The organism is Parasphingorhabdus sp. (assembly GCF_039982395.1).
Lineage (GTDB): Bacteria > Pseudomonadota > Alphaproteobacteria > Sphingomonadales > Sphingomonadaceae > Parasphingorhabdus.
The window spans coordinates 91,210-117,822 of record NZ_JBDWYO010000001.1; the positions used below are offsets into that span (position 1 = coordinate 91,210).

The window sequence follows — 26,613 nt, forward strand, 5'->3', positions numbered from 1 at the left end:
GCAGCGCAATGATATGGACCAGCTTCATTGCACATGTTTAGAGACTGTTCGCGTTCGGGGCATCTGGCGCAATAATATGACAGCCATGACAATGACAGGAGGGGCGATACGCATTAACGAGAAAGGGATTTCCATGCGCACGTCCAATACAATCAGCCTTGGCAAAAACGCCAAAGCAACCATCGCAGGCCTCTCGGCCATCTTGCTAGCCACCACGGCTGCACCAGCATTCGCGCAGGAAGAATCTTCCAGTGCTATTACAGTTTCGGGAAATGCTGCGGTCACTTCAGATTATCGTTTCCGGGGCCTGTCTTTCTCAGATGGCGACATCGCCATTCAAGGCGGCATTGACGTCTCTCACGAGAGCGGCTTTTATATCGGAACCTGGGGATCTTCGATTGAAGATAGCGCCACATTTGGCCACACCGAGCTTGACCTCTATGGTGGTTGGTCCGGTGAAGTCACCTCCGGCCTGACCCTTGATGTAGGCCTCCTCTATTTCTTCTACCCAAATGGCGAAGATGGCGCGGCAGGTCCAAGCGACTATTTTGAACCATACGCTTCGGTATCCGCAACCGTCGGCCCAGTCGATGTTACCAGCGGTATTGCTTATGCTTGGAGCCAAGACAGTCTCGGCAATTCCGACAATGTCTACATTTACACGGGCGTGTCAGCTGGAATTCCAGACACCCCGATCACGTTGAATGCCAATATAGGGATCAATGAAGGATCCTTGGGCAATCCTGCGGGCGTTCTCGGCGCCAACGACTATGTCGATTGGATGCTCGGAGTGGACTGGGCGATTACCGACAATCTAACAGCCACGCTCGCATATACGGATACCGATGCGCCAGCGATCAACAATTTCACTGATAGCGCGATCGTTTTCACTCTCGGCGTATCTTTCTAAATTCACAATAACTCACGCTGATAAAGAGGGCCGCTCGGACATCCGGGTGGCCCTTTTTTTAGCTGGCGGCAATGAGCCTTTTCGTCGCCGGATGTTGAGGATCATCAATCACCGCTTGCATATCGCCGGTTTCGACGATCCGACCGTCTTCCAACACTGCAATCCTGTGGCACAGTCGGCGGGCTGCGGCGATATCGTGGGTAATGAACAATAAGCTCAATCCATTGTCCATCTGCAACCGCAAGAGAAGTTCTAGAATTTCGGCGCCCACCAAAGGGTCTAGCGCGGAAGTGGCTTCGTCCAGCACCAGCAGCTGAGGCGCGGCAATAATGGCCCGCGCAATAGCAATTCGTTGCGCTTGACCGCCTGACAGGCTCGCCGGTGCTCGGCGCAAAAAATCCTCAGACAGGTCAACATTGAGCAATGCTTGCCGGGCCATCTCGTGCCGGTCGGCCTTTGTCAGTTCAGGCCGGAAATTGCCAAGCGGTTCGGTTACAATATCTATCACCTGCCATTGTGGATCAAGGCTTGCCACCGGGTCCTGAAAAACGGGCTGGATCAGTCCGCGCATTTCTAAAGTTCGCTGCCGACGCCCTGGTAGCACCGTCCCTTGCCGGAGGATTTGTCCTTCGGTTACGGGACCGATCCCAGCAATGGCACGTCCGAGTGTTGATTTTCCAGAACCCGACCCGCCGACCACGGCCAAAGACTCCCTCTGCCGGACCATGATATTCGCATCGACCAAGGCCGAGACCTTGCCACGACGCCAGCCGGGCCGATCAAAGGCAACGCCAAGTTTTTGCGTTTCGAGCAACGGCCCCAGAGGCTCGCTAAGCTTCTGAACCGGTTCATCAAGCCTAGGGGTGGCCGCTATCAGGCATTTCGTATAATCCTCGGCAGGATTATCGATGATATCACGGGTCGATCCCGCTTCTACCACCATGCCCTTTTCCATAACCACCAGTTGGTCGGCATGCCCCGCAACCGATGCAAGATCATGGCTTACTAGCAACATTCCGAGCCCCTGTTCCGCGCGCAAACCATCCAAAAGCTCCATGATCTCTGCACGTAGGGAGGCGTCCAGTGCACTGGTCGGCTCATCAGCGATCAGTAATTTTGGGCGATGGGCGATAGCCGCCGCAATCATCACCCGCTGGCGTTCGCCGCCGGAAAGACGGTGTGGAAACTGATCCAACCGTTCATCCGCTCTGGAGAGGCCGACGCGATCGAGCTTACGAGCCAAGTCCCGCCGCGATGGACGAGCGGCTCCGGCCTGCATGGTCGCTTCCTGCAATTGCGCGCCTACGGTTAGATGCGGTGTCAGTGCGGTCAACGGCTGCTGGAACACAAATCCGGTTAGTCTGCGACGTGCGTCGCGCAATTGATGGGCATCAGTCTCACCAAGGTCCATTCCATTCAACATCATAGAACCGGAAGCCATGCCGGGCGTCAGCCCAAATGGTGTCAGGCAAGACAGGCTTTTTCCGGAACCCGATGCGCCGATGATTGCCGTGCACTCTCCCGCCTCAACCGTCAGGCTGACATCCTGGACCAGGCGCTTGCCAGCAATTGCCACAGCGAGGTTCCGGACTGCATACAAGCTCACGAGAAATGGTCTCTCAATCGTTCACCTTCGATCGTCAGACAGACGAGGATCAACACAAGCAGACCGCCTGGCAAGGCCAGACCGAGCGGTGCCATGTCCATGTCATCGGCACCTTCTTTGACCAATATGCCGAGAGAAGTGAGCGGCTCTTGCACACCCAGGCCGAGAAAGGACAGGAAGCTCTCTACCATCACCACTTGCGGCACCGTCAGCATGAGATAGGCAAGCGCAACACCCGCGATATTGGGCAATATGTGACGCAAGATGATGGTGAAGGGTGGCGTACCCGATGCCTCGGCAGCCAGAACAAAGGGTCGTTGTTTCAGCGCCATCACCTGCCCGCGAACCACCCGTGCCATGGTCAACCATTCCACCAGACCGATCCCTATGAATACCAGCAAAATCGATCGCCCGAACACCACCATCAACAATATGACGATGAACATGAAGGGCAAGGCATAGAGGCCATCGACAATGCGCATCATCGCCTCATCCACTCTGCCGCCAACCCATCCTGCGGTAGCTCCCCAAGCGATGCCCACGATCAAGGAAACCAACGCTGCAGCCATCGCCACCATCAGGGTGATGCCGGTGCCCGCTGCCAACCGCGCCAGGCGGTCCCGGCCAATTTCATCAGTCCCAAACACATGCGATCCAGTGAATGCCGGCGCGCGGACCGCATCCCAATCGATCTGGTCATAGGTCCACGGCAAAAGGAACGGCAGCATTAGCGCTAGCACGACAATGGTCAGAACGATGAATAGCGGGAAATGGCGTTTCAGCATGACATCAACCCTCCCGCATTCTGGGGTCGAGCCACCCGTAGATCAGATCAGCAAACAGATTAAAAAGGATGATCAACGCGGCGTACAGCGTGACAACCCCGAGCACGAGCGGATAGTCTCGGTTGAGCGCGCCTTGCACGAAATAACGCCCCAAGCCTGGCAATCCGAAGACGGTCTCAACAACGACTGCGCCAGTCAAGAGACCGGCTGCCGCTGGACCCAAATAGCTCGCCACAGGAACCAAAGCGGGACGAAGCCCGTGCTTGAACAATATCTTGGTCTCAGGAAGGCCCCGGGCTTGCGCCGTTCGGATATGATCCTGCTTGAGGACAGTGGCGAGCCCAGCGCGGGTCAGTTTGGCGATCGCGCCGGACACTGGCAGCGCCAGAGCAATAACGGGCATTATCAACCAGGCGACGCCTTCACCGGTCCCTGATACGGGCAGCAGGCCCAGCCACAGACCAAAAAACAACGCCAGCGCCGGCCCGGTAACAAATGTAGGAAGCGCAGTTGCAACGGTCGCTAGCATCATAATTGCCTTGTCTACGGCCCTTCCAGCTTGCACGGCTGCAAAAAGGCCAGCCGTCACGCCGATCATGAGGGCCAGCATTATCGCTAGCCCTCCAAGGGTCAAAGAAATGGGCAGACCCTGAGCTATCAGCTCTGATACGGTAAAATCGCGATAGACCAACGAAGGCCCAAAATCTCCTTGCACCAGTCGCGAAATATAGAGCCATGCCTGCTCCCAAAGCGGCCGGTCCAGACCATATGCCTGTTGCAAGGCCGCTTGCGTTGCTGGGTCCAGCGGACGTTCGCCATCAAAGGGTCCGCCGGGAGCCAGCCGCATGAGGAAGAAAGAGGCCAAAATAATCACCAGCAGCGTCGGGATCGCTGTCATCAGCCGCCGGGTGATCAAGGCCAACACGCCGGACTAAAGCGCCATTGCGCCGAAACAGTTCCGTACTTCGGCTAGAAACGATTCAGGCACTTCCATAGCCGCGAAATGGCCACCTTTTTCTGGTTCGTTCCAATATTGCAGATTCTGAAACCGTTGCTCTGCCCAGCGGCGCGAAGGGGTGATGATCTCGTTCGGAAAAATGCTGCACCCGGATGCTATGCCGACCGGATCAATATTGGGCGCACCAAAGCTTTCACGATATAAGCGCGCTGAGGATGCTCCTGCATTGTTAAGCCAATAGATCATCACATTGTCGAGCAAGCGGTCACAATCAAAATTGTCGTCCGGAGCCGTGGCGTCGTCTGCCCAACCTTGGAATTTTTCCATGATCCAAGCCATCTGCCCGACCGGTGAATCGGCTAAACCATATCCTAGTGTCTGCGGCCGGGTTCGCTGGATTTCTGCATAGCCTGAGCCCTGTTCCTGATAGACCGCAAAATGCGCCAATGACGCTTGTTCTTCCGGCGTCGGATTGGCCATGATTTCATCGGATGGCGGGCCTACGATCACCATATTGACATGGATACCAGCGCAATGGCCCAGATTCTGCGCGCCGATAACGGACGTTATCATTCCGCCCCAGTCCCCGCCCTGCGCGAAATAACGATCATAGCCAAGACGCGTCATCAACACATCCCATTCCCGCGCGATTTTCTCCATGCCCCATCCGGTTGTGGTTGGCTTGCCGGAAAATCCGAAGCCGGGAAGTGACGGCAATACGAGATGATAGGCATCCTTCGCCTCGCCACCATGGGCGACCGGATCGGTGAGCGGACCGATCACATCCATGAACTCGATAATCGATCCCGGCCAGCCATGAGTCATCAGCAAAGGCCGTGCATCGGCTTCCGGCGAACGGATATGCATGAAGTGGATATCGACACCATCAATCTCCGTCAGATGGTGGGAATATTGGTTGAGCTCATCCTGACAGCGCCGCCAGTCATAACTGGTCCGCCAATGCTCGACGACGGTTTTGACATAGTCGAGGGGGATGCCCTGTGACCAGTCTTGAACGGGCTCCGGGTCTGGCCAGCGCACATGCCGCAACCGGATGTCGAGATCATCCAATGCCGTTTTGGGGATGTCGATCTGAAAGTCTCTGATTTCGTCGCTCACAACATATCATCCTGTCTCCATCGCCCTAAGACCGCCGAAGGACGCTTGCACTATTCTATTTTCATTCTCCTGAACATTCAGGCGAATGGTAGGTCTTCACATCGTTGGAACCGGTACTTCACCCGAATAATCATAAAATCCTTTGCCGGTTTTTCGGCCGAGCCAACCGGCTTCAACATATTTCGTCAGGATCGGCGCGGGGCGATATTTCGGATCGCCAAAGTCGGTTTGCAACACCCGCAAAATCTCCAGCAATGTATCCAGTCCGATCAGATCTGCCAGGGTGATCGGTCCCATTGGATGACCGAGACCCAATTGCACACCGCGATCAATATCTTCCATCGACGCTGTGCCTTCGCCCAGCGCGAAAAATGCCTCGTTGAGCATCGGCAGCAGGATGCGATTGACGACGAAACAAGGAGAGTCTTTCGCCATAACAGCGCTCTTGCCCACTGCCTTGGCAAAATCACTGGCCATAGTTGCCGTTTGATCGCTAGTGGCCAAGCCGCGGATGACTTCAACCAATCCCATCAACGGCACCGGATTGAAGAAATGCACGCCGACAAAACGTGACGGATCCTTGACCGATTGCGCCAGTCTGGTGATAGAAATTGATGAAGTATTGCTCGCGAGAATCGCTTGGTGTCCCAACACCTCTGACGCTGCGGCAAAGATCTGACGCTTGATTTCCTCACGCTCGGTTGCAGCTTCGATGATGATATCAGCATTGGCCATCGGGTCGAGCTGAACAATCGGTTCAATACGAGCCAGAGTCGTTTCAGCCGCCTGTTGCTCGATTTTTTCTTTTTCGACCAGACGCGCCAGCTGTTTGCCTATTCCGGCCTTGCTGCGTTCGGCAATCTCGAGACTGACATCCGATAGATAGACATGATAGCCCGCTTGAGCCGAAACCTGTGCAATACCGGCACCCATTTGCCCCGATCCGATAATTCCGATTGCTTTCATATCATGCCTTTCGCGCTGTTCGCTTTGATTTAACAAGCCACTAGCGATTGTCAGCCAAACTGGCTAGATTGCAAATATGCCCCCTATCAGTTTCATCGCTGGAATATTTGCGACAATCGCCGCTGCTGCCGCTTTGCCGGTCCCGCAGCCAGGAGAAATTCGGACCTTCAAGGACTGGGCCGCCGGCTGCGACAACAGCGCCAATTGCGAAGCCGTGTCTTTTGTCCCTGACCAAGGCGGAGCCGGCTATGACGGCTGGGGAGGACCGATCAAGATTGTCCGCACCGCCGGCAGTGAAGATATTTTCAAAATCCGCTTTCTGTTCGAAGCCGATAGCATGGACCGCTACACTATGCTGATTGATGGCAAATTGGTGGACACTGGTCCAATTGTGCAAGGCGATTATGCTATCGAGATCGTCGGCGAGGACGCCAAGAAAGTTGCCAATGCAATTATTAGCGGAAATCAATTGGTTCTGCGGGGCCCCGAAGGGGAGAATATCACTCAGATTTCTTTGGCGGGATCGTCAGCAGCGCTACGCTATATCGACCAGAAACAGGATCGAGCAGGAACCATCACCGCTCTGGTCGCCAAAGGCAAGAAGATGTTCAAACCTTCGCCTTCTACCGTGCCGGTCATCACTGTTGATCAATGGGAGGCCGCAAAACTGGCCCCCGATACCAGTGCTCTAGTCGCTCTGGCTGAAGATTCTAAATGTAAAGAAGATCGCTATGGACTAGTCGAGGATCAGGCCTATCCGCTCGGCAAACGTGGACAGACATACCGCGCATTGGTGCTGATATCATGCGGCTCCGGAGCGTATAATTTTTCCAGCGCACCCTATATCGGTGAATTTCGTGAAGACAGTTCCGAGGGTTGGACTTTCACACCGGCAAAATTTGATCGACAGCCTTCATGGGGCGGAGAAGGCGGACTGCCTTTGCTGGTCAATGCCGGTTGGGACGAAAAAGACCAGACGCTCAGCAGCTATGGCAAAGGACGTGGCCTCGGCGATTGTGGCAACGCCGAAAACTACGTGTGGGATGGCGAGGCCTTTCGCTTGATCGACGCCAGCGCTATGGATGAATGCCGCGGCGCTTATGACTGGATAACCACCTGGCGCGCCGAATACCGCAAATTGGAGCAGGCGTCAGCGGCAGCCAAATAGGCTCTATGGCGCATGCTTATAGGGATGTGCTTCTACCAGCATGAGCGTGAAATAATCTTGCTCATCACTCCATTCATGCAATGGCGTCCACCCGCCAGCACGCAGCATCAGTCGTGCGTCGCGCAAACCGTATTTGTGGCTGTTTTCAATATGGATTCTCTGCCCATTGCTGAGCGCATATAAATTTTCGCCGATGGAAAAGCGCATATCCGATTGGGCTTCGAGATAGATTTCTATGCGCGCATAGATATCGCTCCAGACGGCCACATGCCGGAACTGATCAACCGCTATGTCACCATCCAGTTCGCGATTTATCCGGTGCAGCAGGTTAAGAGAAAATTGCGCCGTCACGCCAGCGCTATCGTCATAGGCATCCACCAGAATTTGCTCTTCTTTGATCCGGTCAAAACCGATGAGCAGCTGCGCGCCTTCGCCTAGAGTCTCCCGCATGAAGCGAAGCAGATCAACGGAGGTACGGGCAATCATATTGCCAATAGTCGAACCGGGAAAAAACCCGAGTTTCGGCATATCCGCTACAGCTTCGGGCAGCGCCACCCGCTTCATGAAATCAGCCTCGACAGGATGAATGGGCAAGTCAGGAAATTCCTGTTGTAGCAATGATGCGCTATGCTCCAGAAACTCTCCCGAAATATCTATCGGTACGTAGGCAGCAGGATCAATAGCTTTTAGCAAATGTGGTGTTTTGGTCGAACTCCCGGAACCGAATTCGATCACCGCTCGTTTTGGGCCGACGGCAGATGCGAAGGCACTGCCATTCTCTTTGAGCAATGCTGTCTCGGTGCGGGTTGGGTAGTATTCCGGAAGTTCGGTAATGTCCTCAAACAGCTCGGACCCGCGTAGATCATAAAGCCAGCGCGCCGGGATCGCATAGGTCTGATTTTCAAAACAACGCTTTACGTCCTTGCGAAACGTATGGTCGACGAGCGTGGTGGTCATATCCATTGGTATTCGTCCTTGACGTCAAAGATCTTTAGCAAGCCGCAGTCCGCAGAACTGCCAGCGCTGGTGGGGATAGAAGAAATTTCGGTAACTGGGGCGGATATGACCGGGTGGGGTAGCGGTGCTGCCCCCCTTTAGGACCGATTGTCCCGACATGAACTTGCCATTATACTCACCAACTGCACCGTCGGCGGGCTTGAAACCGGGATAGGGCCGATAGGCACTGCCGGTCCATTCCCAGACATTTCCGGTGTCACGCAGCCCACAGTTTGCGGCTACTTCCCATTCCGATTCCGTCGGCAAACGGGCGCCAGCCCATGTTGCATAGGCATCCGCTTCATAGAGGCTAATATGCTTGACCGGTGCAGTAGGGTCGAGGCGAACGTCCCCAGCCAAAGTAAATTCATTCCAATTCTGATCGGAAGCCTGGTTCCAGTAAAGAGGCCTGTCGATTGCTTCCTGCTGTATCCAGGCCCAACCGTCGGACAACCAATGACAGGCGTCACGATACCCACCATCCTCGATAAATGCGATCCATTCGCCATTGGTGACCGGACGACTGGCTATTGCGTGAGGATGTAACAGCACATCATGACGCGGGCCTTCACAGTCAAAGGCGAAGCCATGGCCATCATGCCCGATTTTTTGCATACCAACACTGCCTTCGATCCATTGCAATGCTGCTGGATCCGTGGTGCGAACCGGAGCCTCGCTAACATAGGCAGGCTTCAAGGGATTGCGGGAAAAGAGATGCAATATGTCCGTGAGCAACAGTTCCTGATGTTGTTGTTCATGATGTAGACCAAGCTCAACCAGATCGAGCAGTGGTTCGGAAAAACCCGCGATCGCTTCAACCATCGCGGCATCGACATGGCTGCGATAGGCCATCACATTCGCGAGTGACGGACGAGTTAGCAGACCTCGGTCGGGTCGAGCATGTCGTGCTCCTTCAGCTTCATAATAGCTGTTGAACAAATAAGGGTAGGCTTCATCAAACAGACGATAGCCCGCAACATGATCACGCAGCAGAAAAGTTTCAAAAAACCAGCTGATATGGGCCAAGTGCCATTTGGTTGGCGAAGCATCGGCCATCGATTGCGCCGTCGTATCCGCGTCGCTCAGACCATCAGCCAGTCCAACCGAATAGCGTCTCACTTCCCTAAATCGATCCAGAAGCGCACTTGACCGAGCAGGCTTTTGTTCGTCGAGCGATGACGGAGGCGAGGTCTGCGGTTGGCTAGCGATCAATCCTACTCCGGTATATTGTCGGCTTTTGTCTAGAACATAGAGCGAACAATGACGAGGTCAACAGCGCATATTTGCGCCACTTGGTTGCAGAAAGGCAGAAATCGTCGCGCTGCTGCGGCTTAGCGGGAAGCCCCTGGCACCCATAATATATCGTCTTTTCCGCCGCCATTCAGCGCCCGTCCGAGCACGAACAAATAATCGGAAAGCCGATTAATATAGGCCAAGGCTTGAGGATTGATGGTCAGTTCTTGCGCAGCGGCAACACATGTTCGTTCGGTCCGCCGAGCGATGGCGCGCGCACAATGAACAGCTGCCGCCGCTTTGCTGCCGCCCGGCAGGATGAAGCTGGTCAAAGGCTCCAAGTCAGCATTGGACGCGTCGATTTCCGTTTCCAGACGATCAACCTGCGCCGGAACGACACGGAGAACCATCTCTGACGGGGCGAAATCGTCCCCTTCTTTTGCCGGAGTTGCCAAATCTGCACCCAGATCGAAGAGATCGTTCTGGATGACCCGCAATGTTTTTACGAGTCTGTCATCAGTGATTTCGCAAATTGCAGAACCGAGAAAACTGTTTAATTCGTCCACATCACCAATAGCGGCCATCCGGGCATCATTTTTGGCAATGCGTGACCCGTCGACCAAACCGGTCGTGCCATCATCGCCGGTCTTGGTGTAAATTTTGTTGAGTTTGACCATGAAAGCAGCCGCCTAGCTTTGGCCGCCCGCTACCGCCAACAATATCACCACAAGAACAATCGCGATCGCTTGATATTTGACGCGAGCAAACATCATTTCATTCTGCTTTTTGTGCGACGCCGTAATGCCGTCTGCGTCGACGTCATCCGGTTTCATATTGGCGAAAGCAATCAAGCCGCGCGCGAGTGCATAGACAACGGCGCAAGCCGCTGCGATGATCATCAATATCAAAATATAGCTCATATATTTATCCTTAAGCTGTAGAAAGCGAGATTCCAACTGGGAAGATTCCCCGCCTGAGATCTTGCACGAGTTGATAGCCGCTCTGACCGGTTGTCCGCAATACGGACAAAGAGGCAGAATCCCGGCTTTTCGATAGCTTTGCACCGCTGCTATCGAACAACAATGGATGATGGAAATATGTCGGTGTAGGCAAACCCAACAGAGCCTGCAGCAGACGGTGGATATGAGTGGATGCGAACAGATCATCACCACGCACGGCATGGGTAATCGCATCTCGCGCATCGTCTAGCGTCACCGCGAGATGATAGGCAACGGATGTGTCCTTGGGCACGATCACAACATCGCCGAGATTTTCCGGACAAGCCACTTGCTGGCCATGTATTTTGTCCAGCCATTCAAGAGGACCGGTCAAGGCATGGGCTTTTGCGACATCGAGGCGCCAACTATGTGGCTCTGCTTGCGATCGATCAAAGGAGATATCTGCATCCAAATGACGGCAGGTGCCGGAATATATGGGCCCATCTGGCCCTTCCGGTTGCGACCCAGATTCCTGGGCGCGCCGCATACTGGTCCGGGTACAGAAACAGCGGTAAAGCAACCCTATATCCTTCAGCCGCTCCACGGCTTCGGCATAGCTTTCCAAACGGTCTGACTGGAAAATAACTTCACCGTCCCAATCCAAACCAAGCCATCGCAAATCAGCCAATATCGCTTCTACAAATTCGGGCCGCGCGCGTGCGCTATCAATATCTTCTATCCGAAGAAGAAGAAGGCCGCCCCTTTCCCGGGCGAAGTCATGCGCTATCATCGCCGCATAGGCGTGACCCAAATGCAACAATCCATTGGGGCTAGGGGCGAAACGCACTACAATATCTCGATTCAACTGCACACTTGACGTCATGAGACGGATATTGTTCTTTGTGTAATAGTCATGTCACGTTCTTAGGCATAAAGAGCGGACAGTAAAGGCCAAGGGAGACCGTGCTTATGTATCACCCCGACCTGCTTCGGCATCCCGAAAGCTGTCCTTCGCTTGTCCTCAATGCAGATTACACACCGCTCTCTTACTATCCGCTGAGCCTGTGGCCTTGGCAAACAGCAATCAAAGCGGTGTTTCTGGACCGGGTGGATATCGTATCAAGCTATGAGCGCGAAGTGCATAGCCCGAATCTGGATATGAAGATTCCTTCGGTGATTGCGCTCAAAAAATATATCAAACCATCGGAATATCCAGCCTTCACCCGCTTCAACCTGTTCTTGCGAGACAAGTTTGAATGCCAATATTGCGGATCGCCTGACAATCTAACCTTTGATCATGTGGTTCCACGTCGCCAGAAAGGGCGCACAACTTGGGAGAATGTTGCGACAGCTTGCCTGCCCTGCAACCTCAAAAAAGGTGGCCGAACGCCCAAGGAGGCCCATATGCAGCTCGCCAATCGTCCCATCAAACCAACCAGCTGGCATCTGCAGGAGCACGGCCGGGCCTTCCCGCCCAATTTCTTGCACGACACTTGGCACGACTGGTTATATTGGGATATCGAACTCGAGAACTAAGCGCTTCCTCAGCTTTCCTAGTCCTCGATCCCGAGGAAACGGAAGGTCTGGCCCAGACTGTTGAAAATCCCGTGAGCGAAAATCAGGGGCATGACGTTTTTACGCCCAAACCAAAGATAGAAGAGAGCAAAAGCAAAACCGCCCGCTCCGGTGATTAAGGCTCCGTGCATGCCCTGATAATAATAGTGCCGATAGCCGAAGAATATCGAGGACAATAACGCCGCGGCAATGTCGGCCTTCAAGCCACCACCAAAAGTTGCGCTGGTTCGGTCAATAATGAAAGCACGAAACAGCAGTTCTTCAAAAAAGGAACCGTGCGTCCAGACCAACAGCATGATACCGATATAGGCTATCAAATTACCTTCGATATGGTCAAAACGCCCGCTCATACCGACATCTTCGAAAAATGCGTCAGCGAACAACTGCATCGTCTGCGTGGCCACTATGAAGGCGGCCATCGAAAGCAATGTCAGGCCCATGGTTTTCAACCAGTTTTCGGGCCAGCGAAACCCAAGATCTTTCCACCCCAAGCCTCTCCGGCGCAGCAGGATGGTGGCAACCACCATCGCCGAGACAGTCGATGCGGGGCCAGCGTATAGATAACTAAACAGCAAGACCGATTGTTTGACCACCACCAGCACCGCCAGGATAATCAGCAAGTCCAACAATGCGCCAGAATCAATCAGCTTTTTCCGTTTTGCTCGGCTAGTGCCGGAATTTGCGTTGCCTGACATCGGACCTTGTCCTCACATTAAGTGTATTATCTGAATATAACACTAGAAGTTATTATCACAAGGTCCCAGATTTTCTTGACGCAAACTCTGTTGCAGTGCAGCAGAACCGCATGACAGAATCTCTGACCGTTCGCCAAAACCCTGACATCAAATATCTCGGCAAATTGCTCGGCGATGTGATCCGCTCTTATGGTGGAGAGGAATTATACAAACGCACCGAATATATTCGTTCGACCAGTGTCGATCGCCATCGCGGCCTAGCGGATGCCGATGCCATAGACCCCGGACTTGACGCGCTGTCACTCGACGAAACACTCGCTTTCGTGCGCGGGTTCATGCTGTTTTCATTGCTCGCCAATCTCGCCGAGGATCGGCAAGGGGTTGCAGCCGAAAAAGGTGCCACCGTGGTTGAAGCCATCGAGTTGCTCGCGAGTGAAGGGGTTGATCGCGACGCGATCCTGAGCCTGCTTGATGAGGCGCTGATTGCACCTGTGCTCACCGCCCACCCGACCGAGGTCCGGCGCAAAAGCATTATCGATCACAAGTCACATATTGCCGAACTTTTGTTGATGAAGGATGCGGGAGAAACAGAAACACCGCAAGGCGATGTGCTTGACGCTGCTATCATGCGCCAGATCGCATTGCTTTGGCAAACCCGTCCGCTCCGCCGTGAGCGGCTGTTTGTCACCGACGAAGTTCAGATTTCACAAAGCTATATGAAAGACGTGTTCCTACCTGTCCTGCCTAGACTCTATGCCAAATGGGAACGGGAGTTGGGCGCGCGTCTTCCCAGTTTCCTCAAGCTCAACAGCTGGATCGGCGGCGATCGGGACGGCAATCCCTTTGTCGATGCAGATGCTATGGAGGAGGCGCTTTCACGCGCTGCCGAAACGGTTGTCGGCTATTATCTGATGCGCATCCATGCACTCGGCGCTGAACTTTCTATCTCGACCGAGCTCACCGAAGTGCCTGAAGCAGTATTGGCACTCGCCGAAACCAGCGGTGATGATGCTCTCAGCCGCAAAGACGAACCTTATCGTCGCGCGCTGTCGGGAATCTATGCAAGACTATCCGCAACACACCTCAAACTCTGCGGTCATGTCCCGGGGCGCCCATCTCCTATTGCAGCCAAAGCTTATGACAATCCCCAGCAATTGCGCGAAGAGCTTGTCATATTGGCACACGGCCTCAAGTCAGCTGGCAAAGGTGTTTTCGCTACATCGGGTGCGCTCGGGCGATTAATCCGTACGGTCGAGCTCTTCGGGTTTCATCTCGCTACGCTCGATATGCGCCAGAACAGCAAAGTGCACGAACGGGTGGTTGCCGAGCTACTCAAGCAAGCCGGCGTCGAACCAGATTATCTGGCTTTGGATGAAACGGATCGGGTGAAACTGCTGCGCGCAGAACTTGGCAACAACCGGCCGCTCGCCAGCCCGTGGATATCCTATAGCGAAGAAACGGCAAAAGAACTGTCGATCATTCGCGCGGCCGCGGAAGCCCATCGTAAATATGGCCCCGAGGTCATAACCAACTATAATATCAGCAACGGCGAAAGCGTTTCCGATATTTTGGAAGTCTATGTCCTCTTGATGGAAACTGGTCTCTATCACGCTCCAATCGACAATACGTCGGCGCCTTCCTGCCCGGTTATGGCCGTGCCTTTGTTCGAAACCGTTGCCGATCTTGAAAATGCCCCGGACGTGATGACCGATTTCTTCGCAATTCCGGAGATGCATGCACTCGCGAAGGGTCGCGGTCATCAGGAAGTGATGATCGGCTATTCCGATAGCAATAAGGATGGCGGCTATCTGACGTCGACATGGAGCCTGTTCAAGGCGAGCGACGCGCTAACCCCCATATTTGCAGATTCTGGGATCAAAATGCAGCTTTTCCATGGACGCGGCGGGGCTGTGGGACGGGGCGGAGGCTCGGCCTTCGGTGCTATCAAAGCCCAGCCCAAGGGCACGGTCGCTGGCCGAATCCGCATCACCGAACAAGGGGAAGTGATCGCGGCAAAATATGGTACGGTCGCTGGCGCCGAAGCCAATCTGGAAGCTATGACATCGGCGGTCCTGATCGCTTCACTGGAGCCGGATCAAACGAACACCAAAGTTCAGGCCGATTTCGCGCCAGCCATGGACCAGATCTCACAAGTTGCGTTCACAGAATATCGCGATCTCGTTTATGGTGATGATAGTTTCCGAACCTTTTTCCGGCAAATGACTCCGCTGACCGAAATCGCGAAACTCAAGATCGGCTCGCGCCCCGCCAGCCGGACAAAAAGCGACAAGATCGAAGATTTGCGCGCTATCCCGTGGGTATTCAGCTGGGCACAAGCACGCGTGATGCTGCCGGGCTGGTACGGCGTAGGACAAGCACTGACAGCTTTTGATGATAAGTCCAAGCTCAAGGAAATGGCTCAAACTTGGCCATTTTTTCAAGCATCACTTTCAAATATGGAAATGGTTCTGGCCAAGTCCGACATGGGCATCGCTGCCCGCTATGCCGAACTTGTCGAAGACCAAGCCATGGGCCAGGCATTTTTCGAGCGCATCCGTTCCAGCTGGTATCAGACACGCGACATCTTGCTCGAGATCACCGACCAACCCCATCTGCTGGCAAAAAATCCGTCCTTGTTCAACAGCATCGAATTGCGTCTCCCGTACATCGAACCACTCAACCATCTTCAGATCGAGTTGATGAAACGGCTGCGTGCCGGAGAAGATGATCCGCGTATTGGCGAAGGCATCCAATTGTCACTCAACGCCATCGCAACCGCATTGCGCAATAGCGGCTAAGTTTGAGCGATTGCCGATCGACAATGCTGGTCAAAGAACTTTCCGCCGGAAGAGCGTTTTTACGACCATTTTTGTCAGTCGCCTACCATCTCAGCTAAGCCTAGGTTTCTCCTCAAATAGGAGAGATTCATGGCTGTTGATACCAAACGTAGTTTTTGTCGTTTTTGCCACGCCAGCTGCGCGATGCTGGTGGATGTTGAGGATGACAAGATTGTTGCCGTGCGCGGCGACAAAGAAAATCATATGTTCAACGGCTATACATGCATCAAAGGCCGTCAGCTTCCTGACATGCACAATCTCCCCGACCGGATGATCACCAGCAAGATTCGTCAGCCCGACGGTAGCTTCAAGGACATCTCGACCGCTGATGCGCTAGCACTGGCTGGTGCTCAGATGAAGGCTCTTGTCGAAGAGCATGGCCCGCATAGCGTCGCTGTTTATTGCGGCACCAATGCTTTTCAAAATAGCGCCGTGTTGGGCACATCCTATGCCTTTGCCCAGGGCGTCGGTACGCGAAACTGGTTCACCAGCGTGACCGTCGATCAGCCTGCCAAGGTCTTCACCACCGCGCGCTATGGTATGTGGATGGGCGGCGGTAACGCCTTTGCCGATTCCGATGTCGCGATGTTTGTCGGCAACAATCCGATCGTTTCCCACTATTCCGGCGGCATGCCAACGGCATCTCCGTCTCGTGGCATTCGGGATGCAAAGGACCGTGGCTTAAAAGTCATCGTCGCAGATCCACGGGTCAGCGAAATGGGCAAATTGGCCGACGTCTATCTGCCAGTGAAACCGGGCGAAGACCCTGCCCTGTTGGCTGGCATGCTCAATGTGATTTTCGAAGAGAAACTGTTCGACCAGAATTTCGTCGCGGCCCATGTCGATGGCGTCGAAGAGCTGCAAGCTGCGGTCAAACCGATGACGCCGGATGTCGCCGCAAAACGCGCCGGCGTTGACAAGGATGAATTAATCAAGGCCGCCCGCATGTTTGCAGGCGCCAACAAAGGCCGCGTGGTAACCGGAACTGGCCCGGAAATGGCTGGCAATGGCACGCTGACGGAATATCTGGTCGCCTCACTCAATATCTTGTGCGCGCGCTTCAATCAGGAAGGCGACAAAGTTTCCGCTCCGATGGTTTTCAATCCCCTCAGCGGAATGCCCAAAAAGGCGCAAGTCGCGCCCAAAATGCCAACTTTTGGCGAAGGATTTCCCAAATCCCGTATCCGTGGCCTCGGCCATCTGGGCAAGGAAATGCCGTGCAACGTGTTGGCTGATGAAATCCTGACCCCCGGCGAAGGCCAGATCAAGGTTCTCATTTCGATCGGTGGGAATCCGGAAATTGCCTTTCCCGATCAACAGAAAGTCCGCCGTGCGCTGGATGAGTGCGAACTGTTCATTCAGGTTGACCCCTGGATGTCGGCGAGTGCAAAACGTGCGGACATCATTCTCGCCCCCAGCATGTGCTTGGAACGCGAAGACATCAACAATGTCTCCGATGCTTTCACCGAGGAAGCTTATGCCCATTATACCGAAGCCATGGTACCGCCACCCGGCGACACGATGGACGAATATGAAATGCTTTGGTGGCTTGCCAAACATATGGGCATTGAAATGAACTTCCCTGGCGGTGCGGCTTCGATGGATGCTTGCCCCGACAAAGCGACGATCCTCGACCTGATTACCGAAGGCTCTCTGCTCAAACCAAGCAAAGCCAAGGCAGATGCTGCCGCGCAAGAGAAAACGGGCGCGGCGATGACCTATGAGGAGTTGCATCCGGTTATCGGACCAGCCGACACAGATGCGGAAGAAAAATTTGATTTGAATGCCGGAGCAATGCCAAGCGAGTTGCTAGATTATGCAGCCAATGATCCGGTGGACAGTGGATTTGATTTCCGTCTGATATCGCGACGTTCGAAGCATCGCTACAACAGCAACGGCCATCCCTTTCCGAAGCTGGTAGAAAAAATGCCTACCAATCCGGCCTTTTTCAACCCGGCTGATTTGGCCGCAGCTGGCATTGAAGATGGTGCAATCATCGAAATCACGTCCCCGACAGCCTCTATTTTCGGACTGGCCCAAGCAGATGACAAAATCCGACCCGGCGTTATATCAATGAGTCATGCTTTTGGTGATAGTGAAGCCGGCAAGGATGATGTGATGACAAAAGGTGGGTCAACCAACCGGCTGATCGTCGACAATGATCATCTGGATCCGATCACCGGCCAAGCAATGCAAAGCGCGATACCTGTGAAAGTTAGCGCTGCTTAAAGCAGGAAAACTATTGTCGGAGCAAAGGGCGTATGTCGTCCTTTGCTCTCGCCCATCGGGTCGATGCTATTTTTTGCGCCTTTTCCGTTTTGCGTAACGCTCGTCACGGGCGGCCTTCTTCTCGGCTTCGGTTAGGCCCAGCGCGAGCTTCGGCTTGGCTTGTTCTTTCGCGGCTTTCCGCTCCGCTTTCAATTGCTCGAATGCGGCCCGCTTTTTCTCGCGGGCGGCGGCCTGCTTTTCTTCTCGGGCCAGTTGGGCCGCCTTGCGCTCAGCAATGACTTCAGGGCTGAGCGGCGGCTTTGCCTTCAATTTCTTGAGGGCAGCCTGCTTGGCTTTGGCTGCCATCTGGGTGCGTTCTTGAAAGCTCGGTTGTGAAAATGGCGGCATTTGAGTTTATAATTCCTTGATTGTCCGATGAGGTTTAACCATCGGATCTTTCCGAAAAGCGATGCCACCCGTACAGCGGTTAGAGCCGTCGGGCAATGTTTATGCAATCTTGCTGGATTTTAACGAGGGGCCATTGCTGCAATATTTGCCGCTGATCCGGCAAGAGAAACCCTATCCAAACGGCTGATACAAATCATTCTGAGGCAGGGTGAACCATTTCGGACCTGTTGGGGTTATATGGAAATGGTCTTCCAATCGAATGCCAAACCTGCCCGGCACCACGATCATCGGTTCGTTGGAAAAACACATGCCCACTGTAAGCGGCGTCTCATCACCTTTCACCAAATACGGGCCTTCATGGATATCTAGGCCGATGCCATGGCCGGTGCGGTGGGGAAGCCCCGGCAACTCGTAATCCGGTCCGAGCCCGTGACGGATCAACACATCACGTGCGGCTTTGTCCACGGCTTCGCATGCTGTGCCGATAGCAGCACAGTCAAATGCTGCTTGCTGCGCTTCTTTCTCCAAGTGCCATAGGGCCTCGATCTCACGGTCCATTTTGGACAAAGCATAGGTGCGGGTAATATCGGAATTATAACCATCGATAGTGCAACCGGTATCGATCAGGATCAATTCGCCTGCCTGCAGCGCTGGATCGCCAGGGACACCATGCGGATGTGACGTCGCTTCGCCAAATTGCACTGCACAAAAACTGTTGCCATTGTCAGCGCCGCCAGCCCGGTGCAGACGATCAATTTCAGCGATCACTGCACTGGCCTTCATCCCCGGCTGGATCCAGCCGAAAATCGTCGCATGTACATCAAGTGTCAGTTGTTTTGCGGCTAGCATCAAATCAATTTCTTGCGGTGATTTTGCGGCTCTCAACGTCGTAAAGATAGTGGCCGCGGAACCATAGGCGATCGGATTCTCTAACTGCGACAGAGCATCGAACAACCTTGCAGCATGTCCATAAGAACAATTGGCATCCAGCGCACATCGCCTGACCCCATGATCCGAAAACAGGGAGGCGATGAGCGCGAAGGGGCTTTCATGCTCCTCCCAATAAGCCATTTCCAACGCCATGGGCAATTTCGCGATCACAGCCGTGTCTTCGAATTTCGGGCAGATAAATATGATGCTGTCGCCGGTGATCAGCGCACCGACAAACCGTTCGCTTTCGTAAAAGGCTTCGCCGAAGAAATAGCGCATATTGCTGCCCGGCGTGACAATGACCGCATCAAGATTGCCCTCGTTCATAGAATGGCGCAAATTGACCAATCGTTGGTCCCGCTCAGCATTGCCGATCCGCGGTGGGTGCGATAATATCGCCATAGCTCGAAACTCCATAATGCGAAATAGTCGCCAAGATACTGGCGTTGAGCATCTGGCAAAATCAGATATTTGACCGATGCCTAACTTTGCTTTTCTAGCGCCTCAGGAAGAGACTGTCCTCTCAATTTTCTGATGGTTTCTCTGCTATTCCTCTTGCCCGTCTTCCAGGCTTTTCTCAGGTGCCATTAGAACAGGGGAACATCGAAATCTGTCAAACGAAGAACCTTCGCTAGCAATGGAAAGCGTGTCGCCATCTTCGGACAAAATCATTTGAAATTCTCCGCGCCAGGCCTCGCCTTCACCCATTGCCGCGGTCACGACAGATACATCCCCCGGACCATTTCGCACGATCGACTGCAGGTTGTGGATAGATTCCCAGAAGAGAAGTTCCCTGCCCGACACGGTCAACACCGTGTCGTCGAAGTCCCGAATATCAGGCCCGCATGAAGACAAATTTTCCGTCCACACCCCGTGAAATTTCTCGGGAAGAACCTGAACTTCTAACTTGGCTTTCGGCTTTTTTACGAGCTCTGGCTCCGCTGATTTCGGCTTGTCCTGATGCGGTCGATCGCTTGGCACGATCACCGCATTGGATTCTAGTGGTTCCCTAGAAGACATATTCTCTCCTCCCTCACTGCAAGAAAACAGCAGAAAGCTCGTTACCGCGAAGACAGGCCAGTTATGTTGCACTGCGAAACTCCTCAAAATGACAGAAGCACAGTCGAAGCGTTCTGATCTAGAAAATAATCTGTCCATATCGACCAAGCAGAATGCAATTATCCTGTCAATTCAGAGGAATGTCCCTGGGTACAGGTTAGAACAGCTGCAAATTTGCTAGGCAAAATTTTCCGACCGTTCATCCAGCAAGCCTGCCCGATGCGCCGATATCATCGCTGTCGATCTATCATATTTGCCAATCGACTTTCGCGCATGGATCGGGTCTTTCCCGTCTCAGGAAGAGGAAAAAACCATGCCCATGACGCAAGGCTATATCGATCAGATGAAACGTCTGATGGATTGGGAAGCTTCACGGAAAGCGCCGCCCAGCGACTTTCCAAAACTGCCCGACATGCCGGCAGGCCGTTACACTTCTCAAGAATATTACGATCTCGAGCAGCAATATCTGTGGAAGAAAAGCTGGCTCTTCGCCGCGCATATTGATGAAGTGCCAGAGCCCGGCTGCTTCATGAAATGGGAACAGGTTGGTGATCCGATCATCATCGTACACGGCATGGATGGCGAAATGCGGGCCTTTTACAATACCTGCCGCCATCGCGGTGCGCCAGTCGTCACCGAAGAAAAAGGCAAGGCACCGCGCTTGATGTGCGGCTATCACAATTGGACTTACAAAACCGATGGCAGCTTGGTTGGCGTGACCGACAAGCAGGATTTTCCGCCAGATTTCGACCTGAGTTGCCGAAGCCTGATCCCGGTAAAATGCGAGATGCTGGGCAATTTGATATTCGTGAATTTTGACGAAGATGCGATGCCGCTCAAAGAATGGCTTGGACCGGTCTGGGAGGAATGGAAGGAATTCCGCTTCGACAAAATCAAGCTGGCCGCGCGCCATAGCTTTGACCTGAAGTGCAACTGGAAGGTCGCGATGGAGGCCAATATGGAGGTCTATCACGTGCCCTTCATCCATCCCGACACGGTCGCCCCTCTGGTCGATGCCCAGCGCAATGTGAACACGATCTACCCCAATGGCCACGCCCGGATGCTCGCACCAGCACCGCAGCAGACAGACCGAGAGCATGTCCGTGCCATCGATAGCCCGCCCAATTGGCAAGAAATTGAAGGCGTCGGTGAATTCGGCAAGACCTGCACCCAAAGCTACACGATGTTCCCCAATTGGGTTTCGCCGCTAAGCAATTATTTCGTGCCACCGCTGATATTCTGGCCGACGTCGCTGAACACCACACGGATCGAACTGGTGACCATGGCAATGGACTGGGGCGATGGCCCTGCGCCGGATCTCTGGACCGTGCCGGATGGCAGCAAGCCCAATGGCCGCGACATGTCCCCGATCATATTGGAAGACACGCAATTCGGGGAGATGATCCAGAAGTCGATGGAAAGCGATGGTTTCAAAAGCGTGCCGCTTAGCTACCAAGAGGCTAGAATTTATAGCTTCCACCAGACTTGCGACAAGATGATCGGACTCAATCGCGTGCCGGAGCATCTCGCCGTGGCACAAGTGATCGGCGAGAATTGGGTCTACCCCAATGACCCCCGGGTCGCTGAAATGGAACAGATGGAGGCAGCGGAATAGCCGCAAGGCACCGCCGCAAAACACCAGCAATCGGGAGAATATCATGGGACGGGTAAAGGATAAGGTCATAGTGGTGACCGGCGGCGCAATGGGGCTGGGCAAAGCCGCGGCACAGCGACTGATCGAAGAAGGCGCCCGCGTTCTGATCACCGATCACAATCCCGAAGCCGGAGCGGCGACCGCCGCAGAATTGGGCGCCAACGCAGCATTTTTGGAGCAGGATGTCACGGACCCCGATGGATGGGGCACCGTTATCGCGCATGTCGAGGCAGAATATGGCCGACTGGATGTTCTGGTGAACAATGCTGCTGTTACGGTCTTCGGATCGATCGCGGATGTCAGCTATGAAGATTTCAAGCGCTGTTACACCGTCGATGTCGACTCGATATTCCTAGGGTGCAAAACGGCGCTGCCCTTGATGAGCAAAACCGGTGGTTCAATCATCAATTTGTCTTCCGCTGCTGCGATCAATGCCAGCGCCGACCTTGTCGCCTATAATAGTGCGAAAGCCGCAATTCCCATGCTCACCAAATCTATCGCGCTCTACTGCGCCCGGGAGAAAAACGGCGTCCGGGTCAATGCCGTGTTACCTGGAACGATCATGACTCCCAATGTCCGCAGCGTGATTGATGGAACGCCAAACCCTGCAGAAACCGAGGAATCGTTCAAACTTGCCCAGCCGGTTGGCCATATGGGAGAGCCCGATGATATCGCCCATTTGGTCGTTTATCTTGCGTCAAACGAGAGCAAATTCGCCACTGGCGCTGCCTTCGCGGTTGATGGAGGTTTGAGCATTTAGGCTGCCCATTCGACCCCCGAAATCCGGCAATGTCGTTATATTGCAGCAAAGCCTAGCCTTTCCCGCACCAAATCCCTAAATGCTGACCCATGCATTTCTTGGATCAAGCCAAAATATACGTAAGCTCGGGTCAGGGCGGGCCTGGCGCTGTCGGATTCCGGCGTGAAAAATATATTCAATATGGTGGTCCTGACGGCGGCAATGGCGGCAAAGGCGGTGATATTGTCTTTCTGGCGGTTGAAGGCCTCAACACGCTGATTGACTTTCGCTATGCCCAGCATTTCAAAGCCCCGCGCGGCAAAGGGGGCGCAGGACGCAACAAAACCGGCGCAGGCGGCGATGATCTGATCATCAAAGTACCCGTGGGCACTCAGATATTGTCGGAAGACAAGGAGCAAGTGCTGCTCGATTTCACACAGGAAGGTCAGCGCGTGACATTTCTGGAGGGCGGCATCGGCGGACGCGGCAATGCCAGCTACAAGAGCTCGACAAACCGCGCGCCGCGTCAGCACCAGCCCGGCGAAATCGGCGAAGAAGCGGCCCTCTGGTTGCGGCTCAAGCTAATTGCCGATGCAGGGCTTGTCGGCCTGCCCAACGCAGGCAAATCAACGCTGATCAACAAAGTCACCAACGCTAGCGCCAAGGTCGGTGCTTATCCGTTCACCACTATCCATCCGCAACTGGGCGTGGTTCGGCATAAAAGCCGCGAATTCGTGCTGGCTGACATTCCCGGATTGATCGAAGGAGCGGCAGACGGCGCGGGCATTGGCGACCGTTTCCTTGGCCACATCGAACGGTGCAGAATATTACTTCACCTTGTCGATGCAACCGGCGATGATCCCGTTAATGCCTGGAAAACCGTGAGCAAAGAGCTGGAAAAATATGGCGGCGGCCTTGCTGAGAAACCCCAGATACTGGCGCTTAACAAAGCGGACCTTCTGGATGATGAGTTGATGTCGGATATCTCCGAACAATTACGTGCAGCCGGTGCAGAACATGTTCTTCCGGTGTCTGGCGCAACGGGCGATGGTCTCGAGGCCGCGCTCAATAAAGTGCTGGAAGCCGTTGGCGAGAACAGCTCAATCGAGCAAAAAGACCAGCCGACCATTGCACCGGGTGAAGAGGAAGCAACCAAAACCTGGTCCCCATTGTGAACGATACAGACGCGGGTGTTATTGTCGTTAAAGTAGGGTCATCCCTGCTCGTGGGAGAGGATGGGCGACCCCGCAAAGCATGGCTGAAGACTCTGGTTGCGGATATCGCAAAACGCCATCAGGCCGGCCATAACATCATCATTGTCTCATCAGGGTCGATTGCTCTAGGCGCTCGGAAACTAGGCCTCAGAAAGACCAGTCGCACCAGTTTGGCAGATGCTCAAGCCGCAGCTTCGATCGGCCAGATCGCGCTCAGCGGTCTTTGGTCAGAACTGTTAGCAGAACATGATATTGCCGCAGCGCAAATGCTGCTGACGCTGGGTGATATGGAAGGGCGCAAACGCTATCTGAATGTCGCGGCTACACTAGAAACCCTGCTGGAGCATCGCGCCGTTCCGGTGATCAATGAGAATGATAGCGTTGCTACTGACGAGATCCGCTTTGGGGACAATGACCGACTCGCAGCCCGGGTTGGCCAAGCCGCGACGGCCGATCATGTCATGTTGCTCTCGGATATTGACGGTCTCTATGACCGCAGACCCGACAGCACAAACAAAGAGCAGCTAATCGGCACAGTTGATCTGGTCGATGACAATATCATGGCTATGGCAGATGGCAGCTCGTCTTCCGGACTGGGGTCTGGCGGCATGATTTCCAAACTTGAAGCTGCAAAAATCGCCAATCTTGCCGGAATCGAAATGTCGATCATCTCGGGCAAAGAAGACCATCCCCTAGAGCGCTATGCGCGCACCGATATCGGCACCTTGTTCAAGGCCGGCGATGGCATCAATGCCCACAAGGCATGGCTGAGCGGACTGCTCACGTCAGCCGGCACGATTACGGTCGATTCTGGTGCAGTCGAAGCCTTGCAATCCGGCAACAGCCTTTTGGCGGCCGGCATCGTCACCATCAACGGTGACTTTGAACGCAGTGATGTTGTCGAAATCCTGGATGTAGACGGCCTGAAGGTCGCTCGCGGTCTGGTCGAATATGACTCGATCGATTGCGTCAAAATCATTGGATGCCGCAGTTCACAAATGGAAACCTTGTTGGGCTATGCGCCGCGTAGCGCCGTGGTCCATCGCAATCAGATGGTGTTGGTCTAGTCACTATGGCGGGCGTCTCTTCCAAGACAATCGCGATCACCGGTGCGACCGGCTTTGTTGGAGGCCGGATGCTCGATCTCGTGATCCGGAATGGCTATGAAGCGCGCGCTCTGACGCGCCGCAAGCAGGATGATCGCCGCAACGTCACCTGGGTGCGCGGTGCGCTGGACGATGCACAAAGCCTTGCAGACTTGTGCGACGGTGCCGATGTCGTCTTGCACATTGCCGGCGTGGTCAACGCACCCGACAGAGCCGGGTTTGAGGCGGGCAATGTTGCAGGCACACTCGCCGTTGTAGAAGCCGCCAAACACGCCGGTGCCAAGCGGTTCATTCATGTCTCCTCTCTTGCTGCGACCGAGCCAGATCTGTCCATCTACGGAGATACCAAAGCAACCGCCGAAAAAATTGTCGCCGCCAGTGGCCTCGACTGGACGATCCTCCGTCCGCCCGCCGTATATGGTCCCGGCGATGGCGAATTTCTGGAACTGTTCAAGATGGCAAGATTTGGAATTGTCACGCTGCCGCCCGACGCAGATGGTCGCTTATCTGTCATCCACGTCCAGGATTTATGTCGTGCGCTGCTTTCACTATTGCCGGAAGACGAAGATCTGACCGCTCAGATATTCGAAGTAGATGACGGCAAACCGGAAGGATGGACACAGGACAGTTTCGCCAAAGCCATAGGCTCGGCGATTGGAAAACGGGTTTCCACCATCGGCCTGCCCAAATCGCTATTGCGCCTTGGTGCCAAGGCAGATCGTCTGGTGCGTCGCGACAAAGCCAAGCTTACCGAAGACCGGGTGAATTATTTCTGTCATGATGACTGGACTATTGATCCACAGAAACGCCTGCCATCGCAATTGTGGCATCCACAGATCGAAACCCGCAACGGCCTGAAAGAAACTGCCAAATGGTATCGCCAAAATGACTGGCTGTAACCGGCTTTACATAATCGGTCCGGTTAGTTGCTCATAAACAGACGTTATGAAGGTCAAGGTCAAACCAATCAAAAACACCCGATAAGCCCAGCCCAGAAAGCGATATTTCTTGCGCTTTAGGATCACGCCCATCTGATAAATATCACGCAACATAGCGCGATAAGTGGATTCCTGGCTGAGCAATTCTCGCTGTAGCAGTTGATCAACAAACTCATCCTCTGTCAGTGACGAGAACCCACCGAAAAACAACATGTTAGGGGCGCTATTTTTCTGAGGCGTGACAGAAGGCATTACCGCCAAAGCCGCCAAACAGGCGGACAAAAATGCCGAAACAGCCAGAATGAGAAGCGGCAACGACATGTTTCCGGCCTGACTTTGACCAATGGCCAATGTAAAAACGACAAAGGTAGCCCCAATCAACATATTGGCCTTATTGTCGGCCATAACGCTCAATTGCACATGATGCCGCTGGGTCGTGCCAAGCGCATAAACAACCTCGTCTGGCCATTTGTTGCCATCGTCCATGAAACTACTCCCCGAAATGATAAAATGCGATGCGGCAGAAGAGTGGCAGAATCCATGCGTTCGAACAAGACAAGGCGCGCATTAT

The 26,613-nt window shown here is 54.1% G+C and carries 25 protein-coding genes; 10 read left to right on the top strand and 15 right to left on the bottom strand.

Features of this window, described 5'->3' with window-relative positions; all coding sequences use genetic code 11:
- Window positions 1–76: 76 nt before the first annotated feature.
- Window positions 77–910 carry a TorF family putative porin gene (locus ABJV08_RS00450; RefSeq protein WP_348040108.1) on the top strand — a complete coding sequence of 278 codons (834 nt, stop codon included), beginning with the start codon at window positions 77–79 and terminating at the stop codon, window positions 908–910.
- Window positions 911–968: 58 nt separating this feature from the next.
- Here ABJV08_RS00450 and ABJV08_RS00455 read toward each other — a convergent pair whose 3' ends face one another.
- From ABJV08_RS00455 to ABJV08_RS00475, 5 genes are all read right to left on the bottom strand, one after another.
- Window positions 969–2,516, bottom strand: a complete 1,548-nt coding sequence (locus ABJV08_RS00455) for an ABC transporter ATP-binding protein (protein ID WP_348040110.1) — start codon at window positions 2,514–2,516, stop codon at window positions 969–971.
- Window positions 2,513–3,301, bottom strand: a complete 789-nt coding sequence (locus ABJV08_RS00460) for an ABC transporter permease subunit (RefSeq protein ID WP_348040112.1) — start codon at window positions 3,299–3,301, stop codon at window positions 2,513–2,515. The genes ABJV08_RS00455 and ABJV08_RS00460 overlap by 4 nt, the downstream gene beginning before the upstream one ends.
- Window positions 3,302–3,305: 4 nt before the next feature.
- Window positions 3,306–4,226 carry an ABC transporter permease subunit gene (locus tag ABJV08_RS00465; protein WP_348040113.1) on the bottom strand — a complete coding sequence of 307 codons (921 nt, stop codon included), beginning with the start codon at window positions 4,224–4,226 and terminating at the stop codon, window positions 3,306–3,308.
- A 6-nt stretch (window positions 4,227–4,232) separates the two neighbouring features.
- Entirely contained in the window at window positions 4,233–5,378 is a 1,146-nt protein-coding gene (locus tag ABJV08_RS00470) for an epoxide hydrolase family protein (protein ID WP_348040115.1), read from the bottom strand.
- A gap of 96 nt (window positions 5,379–5,474) precedes the next feature.
- Window positions 5,475–6,344, bottom strand: a complete 870-nt coding sequence (locus ABJV08_RS00475) for a 3-hydroxyacyl-CoA dehydrogenase NAD-binding domain-containing protein (protein ID WP_348040117.1) — start codon at window positions 6,342–6,344, stop codon at window positions 5,475–5,477.
- A gap of 76 nt (window positions 6,345–6,420) precedes the next feature.
- On the opposite strand from ABJV08_RS00475, the gene ABJV08_RS00480 reads away from it, so the two are divergent.
- Window positions 6,421–7,512, top strand: coding sequence for a DUF1176 domain-containing protein (locus tag ABJV08_RS00480; RefSeq protein ID WP_348040119.1), 1,092 nt, complete (start codon window positions 6,421–6,423; stop codon window positions 7,510–7,512).
- A 3-nt stretch (window positions 7,513–7,515) separates the two neighbouring features.
- On the opposite strand, the gene egtD is transcribed toward ABJV08_RS00480, so the two are convergent.
- The 5 genes from egtD to gluQRS all read right to left on the bottom strand — a co-directional run bounded on the left by egtD (window position 7,516) and on the right by gluQRS (window position 11,562).
- Entirely contained in the window at window positions 7,516–8,475 is a 960-nt protein-coding gene (gene egtD / locus ABJV08_RS00485; RefSeq protein WP_348040121.1) for an L-histidine N(alpha)-methyltransferase, read from the bottom strand.
- An 18-nt stretch (window positions 8,476–8,493) separates the two neighbouring features.
- A complete protein-coding gene (egtB, locus tag ABJV08_RS00490) occupies window positions 8,494–9,627 on the bottom strand; it encodes an ergothioneine biosynthesis protein EgtB (protein WP_348040123.1) in 1,134 nt (377 codons plus the stop codon).
- Window positions 9,628–9,839: 212 nt separating this feature from the next.
- On the bottom strand, window positions 9,840–10,418 hold the full coding sequence (locus ABJV08_RS00495) for a cob(I)yrinic acid a,c-diamide adenosyltransferase (protein ID WP_348040125.1): 579 nt from the start codon (window positions 10,416–10,418) through the stop codon (window positions 9,840–9,842).
- A 12-nt stretch (window positions 10,419–10,430) separates the two neighbouring features.
- Window positions 10,431–10,661: an HIG1 domain-containing protein gene (locus ABJV08_RS00500; protein WP_348040127.1), complete on the bottom strand. Its 231-nt coding sequence runs from the start codon at window positions 10,659–10,661 to the stop codon at window positions 10,431–10,433.
- 10 nt (window positions 10,662–10,671) lie between these two features.
- Window positions 10,672–11,562, bottom strand: coding sequence for a tRNA glutamyl-Q(34) synthetase GluQRS (gene gluQRS, locus ABJV08_RS00505; protein WP_348040129.1), 891 nt, complete (start codon window positions 11,560–11,562; stop codon window positions 10,672–10,674).
- A gap of 86 nt (window positions 11,563–11,648) precedes the next feature.
- Between gluQRS and ABJV08_RS00510 the strand changes: the two genes are divergently transcribed.
- Window positions 11,649–12,215 carry an HNH endonuclease gene (locus ABJV08_RS00510; RefSeq protein ID WP_348040131.1) on the top strand — a complete coding sequence of 189 codons (567 nt, stop codon included), beginning with the start codon at window positions 11,649–11,651 and terminating at the stop codon, window positions 12,213–12,215.
- Window positions 12,216–12,232: 17 nt separating this feature from the next.
- On the opposite strand, the gene ABJV08_RS00515 is transcribed toward ABJV08_RS00510, so the two are convergent.
- Complete coding sequence (locus ABJV08_RS00515) at window positions 12,233–12,949, bottom strand: CPBP family intramembrane glutamic endopeptidase (RefSeq protein WP_348040133.1); 717 nt, start codon at window positions 12,947–12,949, stop codon at window positions 12,233–12,235.
- Between the two features lie 110 nt (window positions 12,950–13,059).
- On the opposite strand from ABJV08_RS00515, the gene ppc reads away from it, so the two are divergent.
- Together ppc and ABJV08_RS00525 are read left to right on the top strand one after the other, a co-directional pair.
- Window positions 13,060–15,747 carry a phosphoenolpyruvate carboxylase gene (ppc, locus tag ABJV08_RS00520; protein WP_348040135.1) on the top strand — a complete coding sequence of 896 codons (2,688 nt, stop codon included), beginning with the start codon at window positions 13,060–13,062 and terminating at the stop codon, window positions 15,745–15,747.
- Window positions 15,748–15,876: 129 nt separating this feature from the next.
- Window positions 15,877–18,015 carry a molybdopterin-dependent oxidoreductase gene (locus ABJV08_RS00525; protein WP_348040137.1) on the top strand — a complete coding sequence of 713 codons (2,139 nt, stop codon included), beginning with the start codon at window positions 15,877–15,879 and terminating at the stop codon, window positions 18,013–18,015.
- 66 nt (window positions 18,016–18,081) lie between these two features.
- Here the strand turns inward: ABJV08_RS00525 and ABJV08_RS00530 are convergent, their stop codons facing one another.
- From ABJV08_RS00530 to ABJV08_RS00540, 3 genes are all read right to left on the bottom strand, one after another.
- Window positions 18,082–18,402, bottom strand: a complete 321-nt coding sequence (locus ABJV08_RS00530) for a DUF6481 family protein (protein WP_348040139.1) — start codon at window positions 18,400–18,402, stop codon at window positions 18,082–18,084.
- Between the two features lie 171 nt (window positions 18,403–18,573).
- Window positions 18,574–19,734 (bottom strand): Xaa-Pro peptidase family protein, encoded by a 1,161-nt coding sequence (locus ABJV08_RS00535; RefSeq protein WP_348040141.1) that lies wholly within the window; start codon window positions 19,732–19,734, stop codon window positions 18,574–18,576.
- Between the two features lie 144 nt (window positions 19,735–19,878).
- Entirely contained in the window at window positions 19,879–20,352 is a 474-nt protein-coding gene (locus ABJV08_RS00540) for a hypothetical protein (protein WP_348040143.1), read from the bottom strand.
- A gap of 352 nt (window positions 20,353–20,704) precedes the next feature.
- On the opposite strand from ABJV08_RS00540, the gene ABJV08_RS00545 reads away from it, so the two are divergent.
- From ABJV08_RS00545 to ABJV08_RS00565, 5 genes are all read left to right on the top strand, one after another.
- Entirely contained in the window at window positions 20,705–22,006 is a 1,302-nt protein-coding gene (locus ABJV08_RS00545; protein WP_348040145.1) for an SRPBCC family protein, read from the top strand.
- 43 nt (window positions 22,007–22,049) lie between these two features.
- Window positions 22,050–22,805 carry a glucose 1-dehydrogenase gene (locus ABJV08_RS00550; protein WP_348040147.1) on the top strand — a complete coding sequence of 252 codons (756 nt, stop codon included), beginning with the start codon at window positions 22,050–22,052 and terminating at the stop codon, window positions 22,803–22,805.
- Between the two features lie 89 nt (window positions 22,806–22,894).
- The gene (gene obgE / locus ABJV08_RS00555; RefSeq protein ID WP_348040149.1) at window positions 22,895–23,959 is read left to right on the top strand and encodes a GTPase ObgE; all 1,065 of its coding nucleotides are present in this window, start codon (window positions 22,895–22,897) and stop codon (window positions 23,957–23,959) included.
- Window positions 23,956–25,065, top strand: coding sequence for a glutamate 5-kinase (gene proB / locus ABJV08_RS00560; protein ID WP_348040151.1), 1,110 nt, complete (start codon window positions 23,956–23,958; stop codon window positions 25,063–25,065). Before obgE ends, proB begins: the two co-directional genes overlap by 4 nt.
- 5 nt (window positions 25,066–25,070) lie before the next feature.
- Window positions 25,071–26,003 (top strand): NAD-dependent epimerase/dehydratase family protein, encoded by a 933-nt coding sequence (locus ABJV08_RS00565; RefSeq protein ID WP_348040153.1) that lies wholly within the window; start codon window positions 25,071–25,073, stop codon window positions 26,001–26,003.
- 6 nt (window positions 26,004–26,009) lie between these two features.
- On the opposite strand, the gene ABJV08_RS00570 is transcribed toward ABJV08_RS00565, so the two are convergent.
- Window positions 26,010–26,528, bottom strand: coding sequence for a Pycsar system effector family protein (locus tag ABJV08_RS00570; RefSeq protein WP_348040155.1), 519 nt, complete (start codon window positions 26,526–26,528; stop codon window positions 26,010–26,012).
- Window positions 26,529–26,613: the final 85 nt, after the last annotated feature.

Excerpts from the sequence above, each read along its gene's own strand:
- ABJV08_RS00450 (WP_348040108.1), top strand. The coding sequence starts at position 77 with ATGACAGCCATGACAATGACAGGAGGGGCGATACGCATTAACGAGAAA.
- ABJV08_RS00460 (WP_348040112.1), bottom strand. The coding sequence starts at position 3,301 with ATGCTGAAACGCCATTTCCCGCTATTCATCGTTCTGACCATTGTCGTG.
- ABJV08_RS00475 (WP_348040117.1), bottom strand. The coding sequence starts at position 6,344 with ATGAAAGCAATCGGAATTATCGGATCGGGGCAAATGGGTGCCGGTATT.
- ABJV08_RS00480 (WP_348040119.1), top strand. The coding sequence starts at position 6,421 with ATGCCCCCTATCAGTTTCATCGCTGGAATATTTGCGACAATCGCCGCT.
- egtD (WP_348040121.1), bottom strand. The coding sequence starts at position 8,475 with ATGGATATGACCACCACGCTCGTCGACCATACGTTTCGCAAGGACGTA.
- ABJV08_RS00495 (WP_348040125.1), bottom strand. The coding sequence starts at position 10,418 with ATGGTCAAACTCAACAAAATTTACACCAAGACCGGCGATGATGGCACG.
- ABJV08_RS00500 (WP_348040127.1), bottom strand. The coding sequence starts at position 10,661 with ATGAGCTATATTTTGATATTGATGATCATCGCAGCGGCTTGCGCCGTT.
- gluQRS (WP_348040129.1), bottom strand. The coding sequence starts at position 11,562 with ATGACGTCAAGTGTGCAGTTGAATCGAGATATTGTAGTGCGTTTCGCC.
- ABJV08_RS00510 (WP_348040131.1), top strand. The coding sequence starts at position 11,649 with ATGTATCACCCCGACCTGCTTCGGCATCCCGAAAGCTGTCCTTCGCTT.
- ABJV08_RS00515 (WP_348040133.1), bottom strand. The coding sequence starts at position 12,949 with ATGTCAGGCAACGCAAATTCCGGCACTAGCCGAGCAAAACGGAAAAAG.
- ppc (WP_348040135.1), top strand. The coding sequence starts at position 13,060 with ATGACAGAATCTCTGACCGTTCGCCAAAACCCTGACATCAAATATCTC.
- ABJV08_RS00525 (WP_348040137.1), top strand. The coding sequence starts at position 15,877 with ATGGCTGTTGATACCAAACGTAGTTTTTGTCGTTTTTGCCACGCCAGC.
- ABJV08_RS00530 (WP_348040139.1), bottom strand. The coding sequence starts at position 18,402 with ATGCCGCCATTTTCACAACCGAGCTTTCAAGAACGCACCCAGATGGCA.
- ABJV08_RS00535 (WP_348040141.1), bottom strand. The coding sequence starts at position 19,734 with ATGGCGATATTATCGCACCCACCGCGGATCGGCAATGCTGAGCGGGAC.
- ABJV08_RS00540 (WP_348040143.1), bottom strand. The coding sequence starts at position 20,352 with ATGTCTTCTAGGGAACCACTAGAATCCAATGCGGTGATCGTGCCAAGC.
- ABJV08_RS00545 (WP_348040145.1), top strand. The coding sequence starts at position 20,705 with ATGCCCATGACGCAAGGCTATATCGATCAGATGAAACGTCTGATGGAT.
- ABJV08_RS00550 (WP_348040147.1), top strand. The coding sequence starts at position 22,050 with ATGGGACGGGTAAAGGATAAGGTCATAGTGGTGACCGGCGGCGCAATG.
- obgE (WP_348040149.1), top strand. The coding sequence starts at position 22,895 with ATGCATTTCTTGGATCAAGCCAAAATATACGTAAGCTCGGGTCAGGGC.
- ABJV08_RS00565 (WP_348040153.1), top strand. The coding sequence starts at position 25,071 with ATGGCGGGCGTCTCTTCCAAGACAATCGCGATCACCGGTGCGACCGGC.
- ABJV08_RS00570 (WP_348040155.1), bottom strand. The coding sequence starts at position 26,528 with ATGGACGATGGCAACAAATGGCCAGACGAGGTTGTTTATGCGCTTGGC.